General features: G+C 31.8%; 6 protein-coding genes. All 6 read left to right on the forward strand.

The annotated features are described in order from the left end of the window. The coding region (locus F553_RS12020; protein WP_018999308.1) for a zinc ribbon domain-containing protein at nt 1–193 on the forward strand (193 nt) is incomplete at its 5' end. A gap of 240 nt (nt 194–433) precedes the next feature. Then, nucleotides 434–1594, forward strand: coding sequence for a branched-chain amino acid transport system II carrier protein (brnQ, locus tag F553_RS0111275; RefSeq protein WP_019000178.1), 1161 nt, complete (start codon nt 434–436; stop codon nt 1592–1594). A gap of 183 nt (nt 1595–1777) precedes the next feature. Beyond that, nucleotides 1778–3574 (forward strand): translation elongation factor 4, encoded by a 1797-nt coding sequence (gene lepA, locus F553_RS0111280; RefSeq protein ID WP_019000179.1) that lies wholly within the window; start codon nt 1778–1780, stop codon nt 3572–3574. Continuing rightward, nucleotides 3574–4716 carry a radical SAM family heme chaperone HemW gene (gene hemW, locus F553_RS0111285; RefSeq protein ID WP_019000180.1) on the forward strand — a complete coding sequence of 381 codons (1143 nt, stop codon included), beginning with the start codon at nt 3574–3576 and terminating at the stop codon, nt 4714–4716. Before lepA ends, hemW begins: the two co-directional genes overlap by 1 nt. 239 nt (nt 4717–4955) lie before the next feature. Beyond that, on the forward strand, nt 4956–6623 hold the full coding sequence (locus tag F553_RS0111290; protein WP_008539861.1) for a ribonuclease J: 1668 nt from the start codon (nt 4956–4958) through the stop codon (nt 6621–6623). An 89-nt stretch (nt 6624–6712) separates the two neighbouring features. Then, nucleotides 6713–6924: transposase (locus tag F553_RS0111295; RefSeq protein ID WP_019000181.1), on the forward strand; the 212-nt coding region annotated here is incomplete at its 3' end.

The raw sequence follows: 6924 nt of genomic DNA on the forward strand, positions 1-6924 counted from the left end.
AGTGCAAAAGATAGATAGATACTATCCAAGTTCGCAAATTTGCCATGTTTGTGGTACAAAAAATCCTGAAACTAAAAATTTGGCAGTTCGTGAGTGGATTTGCGCAAAGTGCAAAACCAGCCACGATAGAGATAGAAATGCTGCTATAAATATATGGAAGGTTGGGGCATCAACCTTCTTTGGAGAGATATAGTAAGACCTGCTATTTTAGTAGGCAAGTATCGTTTGTATCCAAGAATCCCCTGCATTTAGGCATGGGGAGTATGTCAAATAGGATTATCGTAAATTAATCAATAAAATGAAAAAATGTAAATTTGTATATTTTTTTAAAAATATACAAATTTACATTTTTTGTATTGTGTATATTTTATTTTGCCTATATAATATAAAAATATGACTATAATCGTAATACATTAAAAGAAAGGATTTTATTATGCAAGTAAAAATTGGTGATGTAGTTGTAACGGGTTTTGCATTATTTGCAATGTTTTTTGGTGCAGGAAATGTAATATTTCCTCCATATTTAGGTATGACCTCTGGAACAGAGTGGTTAACAGGTTTCTTATGTTTCATATTTATTGATGTATTTTTATCTTGTATCGGAATATTTACTATAGTTTATGGTGGCGGTGGCATTAAAGCCTTAGAAAGTGTTGTAGGTAAAATTCCAGGCATGATTTTAAATGTAGCAGCTGTATTATGTACAGGTGTATTGATTGCTCCACCAAGAACAGCAGCGACTACTTTTGAAATGAGTATTGCGCCATTTACAGATAAGATTTCCTTATTTGTGTTCTCTATTATTTTCTTTGGTATAGTATTTGCTTTTACTATTCGCCCTACACGTTTTGTTGATATAATCGGTAAATTTTTAACACCTGTACTCATTATTTGTACATTTATTTTGATTATCGCAGGTATCCTCAGCCCTATTGGTGAAATCGCAGCTCCAGTATCTCAAACAGTTGCTGAAGATGGTATTATCGCTGGTTATCAAACAATGGATATCTTAGTTGTATCTGGTTTTGGCCTTGTAATGCTCAATACTTTGCGTTTAAAAGGATATGTAGAACGTAAATCCCAGATAAAAGCAATCATTGGTGTTTGTATCGTTGCTGGTATTTTATTATCTTTAATTTATGGTGGTTTAGCTTATTTAGGTGCTACTTCTAGCGTTGTTTTAGGTAATAATAATATCAACCAAGCACAACTTATCGTAGCTATTACAAATCATTTAATGGGTCATACAGGTATGGTTATTTTAGGTATAATCGTAGGTTTTGCTTGTTTGACTACTGCTGTAGGTCTTATCGGTTCCACAGCTTGCTTCTTTGAAGATTTTACAAACAAAAAAATCAAATATCCTGTATGGGTTGTTATCAATACATTAATTAGTATTTCTCTTTGTAATTTAGGTTTGACTACTATTATAAATGTAGCAGTACCAATTTTAACAACAATTTGCCCACCATTCATGATAACAGTATTATTGTTATTATTCCGCAATCAAATTAAAAATACTTTAGTTTATAAAGGTATTGCTTTAGTGGCATTTTTATATGGTTTGATTTCCACAATTCAATCTTATATGTAATTTTAAATTATTATTTGATGCGAAATATTTATGAGATAAAAATAAAAACTAGGAAGTATATTCTTCCTAGTTTTTTTATATAATATTATTTATCTTTTATATAGGCTATAGGTATAGCTATTGCTAGAAACTTCTACTAAATGATATAATTATAACAATAAAATAATTAATGGAGGAACAACGTTGGACGCAAAACATATTAGAAATTTTTCGATTATTGCTCATATCGACCATGGTAAATCTACTTTGGCAGATAGATTAATTGAATATACAGGTACGCTCACTGAACGTGAAATGGAATCTCAAGTTTTAGATAGCATGGATTTAGAGCGTGAACGTGGAATTACAATTAAAGCACAGACTGTGCGTTTACACTATAAAGCAAAAGATGGCGAAATCTATGAATTAAACTTAATTGACACACCAGGTCACGTTGACTTTAACTATGAAGTATCTCGTAGCTTAGCAGCTTGTGAAGGTGCGTTATTAGTTGTAGATGCTACTCAAGGTGTAGAAGCACAGACTTTGGCAAATGTTTATTTAGCCTTAGAACATAATTTAGAAATTATTCCTGTAATCAATAAAATCGATTTACCAAGTGCTGAACCTGAAATGGTAAAACAGGAAATTGAAGATATCATTGGTTTGGATACTTCTGATGCAGTACTTGCAAGTGCAAAAGCTGGAATTGGTATTGAAGATATCTTAGAACAGATTGTACAAAAAATTCCTGCTCCACCAGATGATAGTGATAAACCATTAAAAGCACTTATTTTTGACTCTTATTTTGATGCTTATAAAGGTGTAATCGCTCATATTCGCGTAATTGATGGTTCTATTAAACCTGGTATGAAATTAAAAATGATGGCAACAGGTAAAGAATTTGAAGTTACAGATATCGGTTGCTTTAGACCACAGCCAGTTAATATCAATATGTTAGAAACTGGTGAGGTAGGATTTGTCGCTGGTAGCCTTAAAAATGTGCGTGATGTTCGCGTTGGTGATACTATTACTGATGCTAATAATCCAGCTAGTGAAGCATTACCAGGTTATCGTGGTGTAACACCAATGGTATATTGTGGTTTATATCCAGTTGATAGCTCTGATTATGAAAATTTAAAAGATGCTTTAGAAAAATTACAATTAAATGATGCTGCACTCACTTTTGAACCAGAAACTTCTATTGCTTTAGGCTTTGGTTATCGTTGTGGTTTCTTAGGTCTTTTACACATGGACGTTATTCAAGAACGTTTAGAACGTGAATATAAATTAAAACTCATAACTACAGCACCAAGCGTTATTTACCATGTATATAAAACTAATAAAGAAATGGTAAAAATTGATAATCCAGCTTCTATGCCATCTCCTACAGAAATTGAACATATTGAAGAGCCTTATGTAAAAGCTACTGTAATCGTGCCTAATGATTATGTGGGACCTGTAATGGAGATTTCTCAAGAAAAACGTGGCGTATTCAAAACTATGGATTATCTTGATGTAAATCGTGTAATGGTAATTTATCACATTCCACTTAGTGAAATTATCTATGATTATTTTGATAAATTAAAATCTGCTACTCGTGGATATGCTTCACTTGATTATGAAATGACAGATTATCAGACATCTAAATTAGTAAAACTTGATATCTTGTTAAATGGAGACCCAGTAGATGCTTTATCCACTATTGTTCATGTAGATAAAGCAGCAGCTCGTGGTCGTCAATTAGCGGAAAAATTAAAAACTATAATTCCACGTCAGATGTTTGAAATTCCTATTCAGGCAGCAGTGGGCAATAAAATTATTGCTCGTGAAAATGTACGTGCTATGCGTAAAGACGTACTTGCAAAATGTTATGGTGGGGATATCACACGTAAACGTAAATTATTAGAAAAACAGAAAGAAGGTAAAAAACGTATGAAAGCCGTAGGTTCTGTAGAAGTTCCACAAGAAGCTTTCATGGCGATTTTAAAAATAGATTAATGGGATTTGGCATATATATTCATATTCCATTTTGTAAACAAAAATGTTTTTACTGCGATTTTGCTTCAACTGCAAAAAAAGTAGATGAAACTTTTTATGAACAGTATATAAATGCACTTTGTCAGGAAATAACCATGTATCAGGCGTTATTTCCTGATATTTGTATTGATACGATTTATTTTGGTGGCGGAACTCCTTCGATTTTGCCACCAAATTTAATTATACGAGCATTAAATACTGTAAAGGCAAATTTTGCTTTAAATTCTGATATAGAAATAACTTTGGAAGCAAATCCAGGAACTGTAGATGAGCAAAAATTACAGTATCTTTATCAAAATGGAATTAATAGATTGAGTTTTGGTGTACAAGCAGTACAAGATGATTTATTGCAAAAAATAGGACGAATTCACACGATTAAAGAAGCTGATATGGCTATAGAAATGGCTCAAAAAATAGGTTTTAAGAATATAAGTGTGGATTTGATGTATGGATTACCTGAGCAAACTATAGAGATGCTCAAAGAAGCTGTATCTTGGGCAGTGAATAAAAATATACAACATATTTCTATTTATGGTTTACAAATAGAAGAAAATACCGTTTTTGGCAGATTATATGACCAAGGGAAATTGATATTGCCATCAGAAGACGAAAGTGAAATGATGTATGATTATTTAACAGAGCAATTGCCTAAATATAATTACAATCGTTATGAAATATCTAATTTTGCGAAGATTGGTTATGAAAGTAGACATAATTTAGCTTATTGGCAAGATAAATTTTATCTAGGATTAGGAGCAGGCGCTCATGGATATTATAATCAAAAACGTGTGCAAAATCCTTTTGATATAGATGAATATATAAAAAAATGCAATCAAAAAATATTGCCGTTTATCAATGAGGAAATAGTAGATGAAAAAGCACATATTGAAGAATTTTGTTTTTTAGGTCTGCGCATGGCTAAAGGCATAGATAAAGAAATTTTTAAGCAAAAATTTAATACAGATATAGAAAATTTATACGGTGAAATTTTGCCAAATCTAGAAAAAGATGGGTTGATAATCAATACTCAAAAGTATATTTATTTAACCTTCAAAGGCATGAAATTTGGCAATCAAGTATTTAGTGAATTTCTCTTAGATTAATAAAAATACGAATTGATATGTAGTTATGATTTATAACCAAAAGACATTGATAATGCAGGGGCTTCTTTACAAAGAATGAATTTAGTTATATAATTAATTCGAGTATTAAATGTTTCGGTGTATATATATTATTTATCAAAGGTCATCTGTACGGGACGGATTTACGTTTAAATTTACAATAATAATGAATACTAAAAAATAAATATATATATAAATATAAATTTGGAGGTGCTTTTTTTTTGGCAAAGGAAGCTCAAAAATTGCAAATAATTCCTTTGGGTGGACTTGGCGAAATTGGTAAAAATATGACCGTTGTACGTTACGGTGATGATATTATCGTTATTGATGCTGGGTTGATGTTCCCTGAGGAAGAAATGCTAGGTATAGATTTAGTTATTCCTGACATTACGTATTTATTAGAAAATAAAGATAAGATAAAGGCTATTGTGCTCACACATGGTCATGAAGACCATATCGGAGCATTACCTTATGTCTTACGTCAAATTCCTAATATACCAGTTTATGGTACACGTTTAACTTTAGGAATTTTAGAAGGTCGTTTAAAAGAAAATGGAGTGGATTCTAGTAATCTTCATCCTGTATATCATGGAGATATAATAAGTGCAGGTTGCTTTACTGTTGGTTTTATACGTGTAAATCATAGTATTGCTGATGCATGTGGTTTATCCATTAAAACTCCTATGGGTATGATTGTACACACAGGGGATTTTAAATTTGATTATACGCCCGTAGATGGTAAAATGACTGATTTTAGAGCTTTTTCTGATTTAGGAAATAGAGGCGTTTTAGTATTATTAGCTGACAGCACAAATGCAGAACGCGAAGGGCATACACCAAGTGAACGTACAGTAGGTATTGCCTTTGAAAAAGCTTTCCGTAAAGCTAAAAATCGCATAATTATCGCGACTTTTTCTTCAAATGTACATCGCATACAACAAGTAGTAGATACAGCTATTAAATATAATCGTAAAGTAGCTATTTTAGGCCGTAGCATGATAAATGTAGTAAATATATCTATTAAATTAGGTTATTTAAATATGCCTGAAGATATGTTAATCGACATTGATGAAATTAATAATTATCCAATGAACCAAGTGGTAATAATCACTACAGGTAGTCAAGGTGAACCAATGTCAGCACTCACTCGTATGTCTACAGCAAATCATCGCAAAGTAGGCATTGTGCCAGGTGATACAATTATTATTTCAGCTACACCTATTCCTGGAAATGAAAAATTAGTATCAAGAACAATAGATAATTTATTAAAACAAGGCGCTGATGTTATCTATGGACGTGATGAAGGAATTCACGTTTCAGGTCATGCTAGTAGAGAAGAATTAAAATTAATGCATAATTTAGTTCGTCCTAAATTTTTCATACCTGTACATGGTGAATATCATCATATCGTAAAGCATGCTAAATTAGCTGAAAGTATTGGTATGCCAAAAGAAAATATTTTCATCAGTGAAATTGGACAAGTTTTAGAATTTACACGTGATAAAGGTCAAGTAGTAGGTAAAGTAACTTCTGGTAAAGTATTAATCGATGGTCTTGGTGTTGGTGACGTAGGTAATATCGTACTTCGTGATCGCCGTCAATTATCTCAAGATGGTATCTTAATCGTAGTTGTTACTATGGATAAAGAAGGTCGCTTTATCGCAGCTGGCCCAGATATCGTATCTCGTGGTTTTGTCTATGTTAGAGAATCAGAAGCTTTGATGGAAGAAGCAAAAGAAAGAGTAACTTCTGCCATTGAACATTGCTTAGATAACGATATTACAGAATGGTCTGTAATAAAAAATGACATTCGCGAAGCTATTGGTAGATATCTTTATGAAAAAACACGTCGTCGTCCAATGATTTTACCAATCATCATGGAAGTTTAAAAATAATAGCTAAATTTAAAGAGAAGAATGTATATGAACTGCACCCCAAAAGTTGGACAAAAAACAACTTTTGGAGGTGCAGTTTTTTTATGACTAAATACTCAAATGAATTTAAAGTTAAAGCAATTAAAATGGTTTTAAAAGGAGATTCTATTTCTCATGTAGCTAAAATTCTAAACATGCCAAACACAGCTTCTCTTTGCAGATGGATATTTCATTATGAAAATGGTGGCATCTCACAACTTCTTCATAAAAATCGTAAATATACTCCTATCTTTAAGCAAAAAGTTATTGAATATAA

The sequence above is a fragment of the Megamonas rupellensis DSM 19944 genome (genome assembly GCF_000378365.1).
GTDB classification, from domain to species: Bacteria; Bacillota; Negativicutes; order Selenomonadales; family Selenomonadaceae; genus Megamonas; species Megamonas funiformis.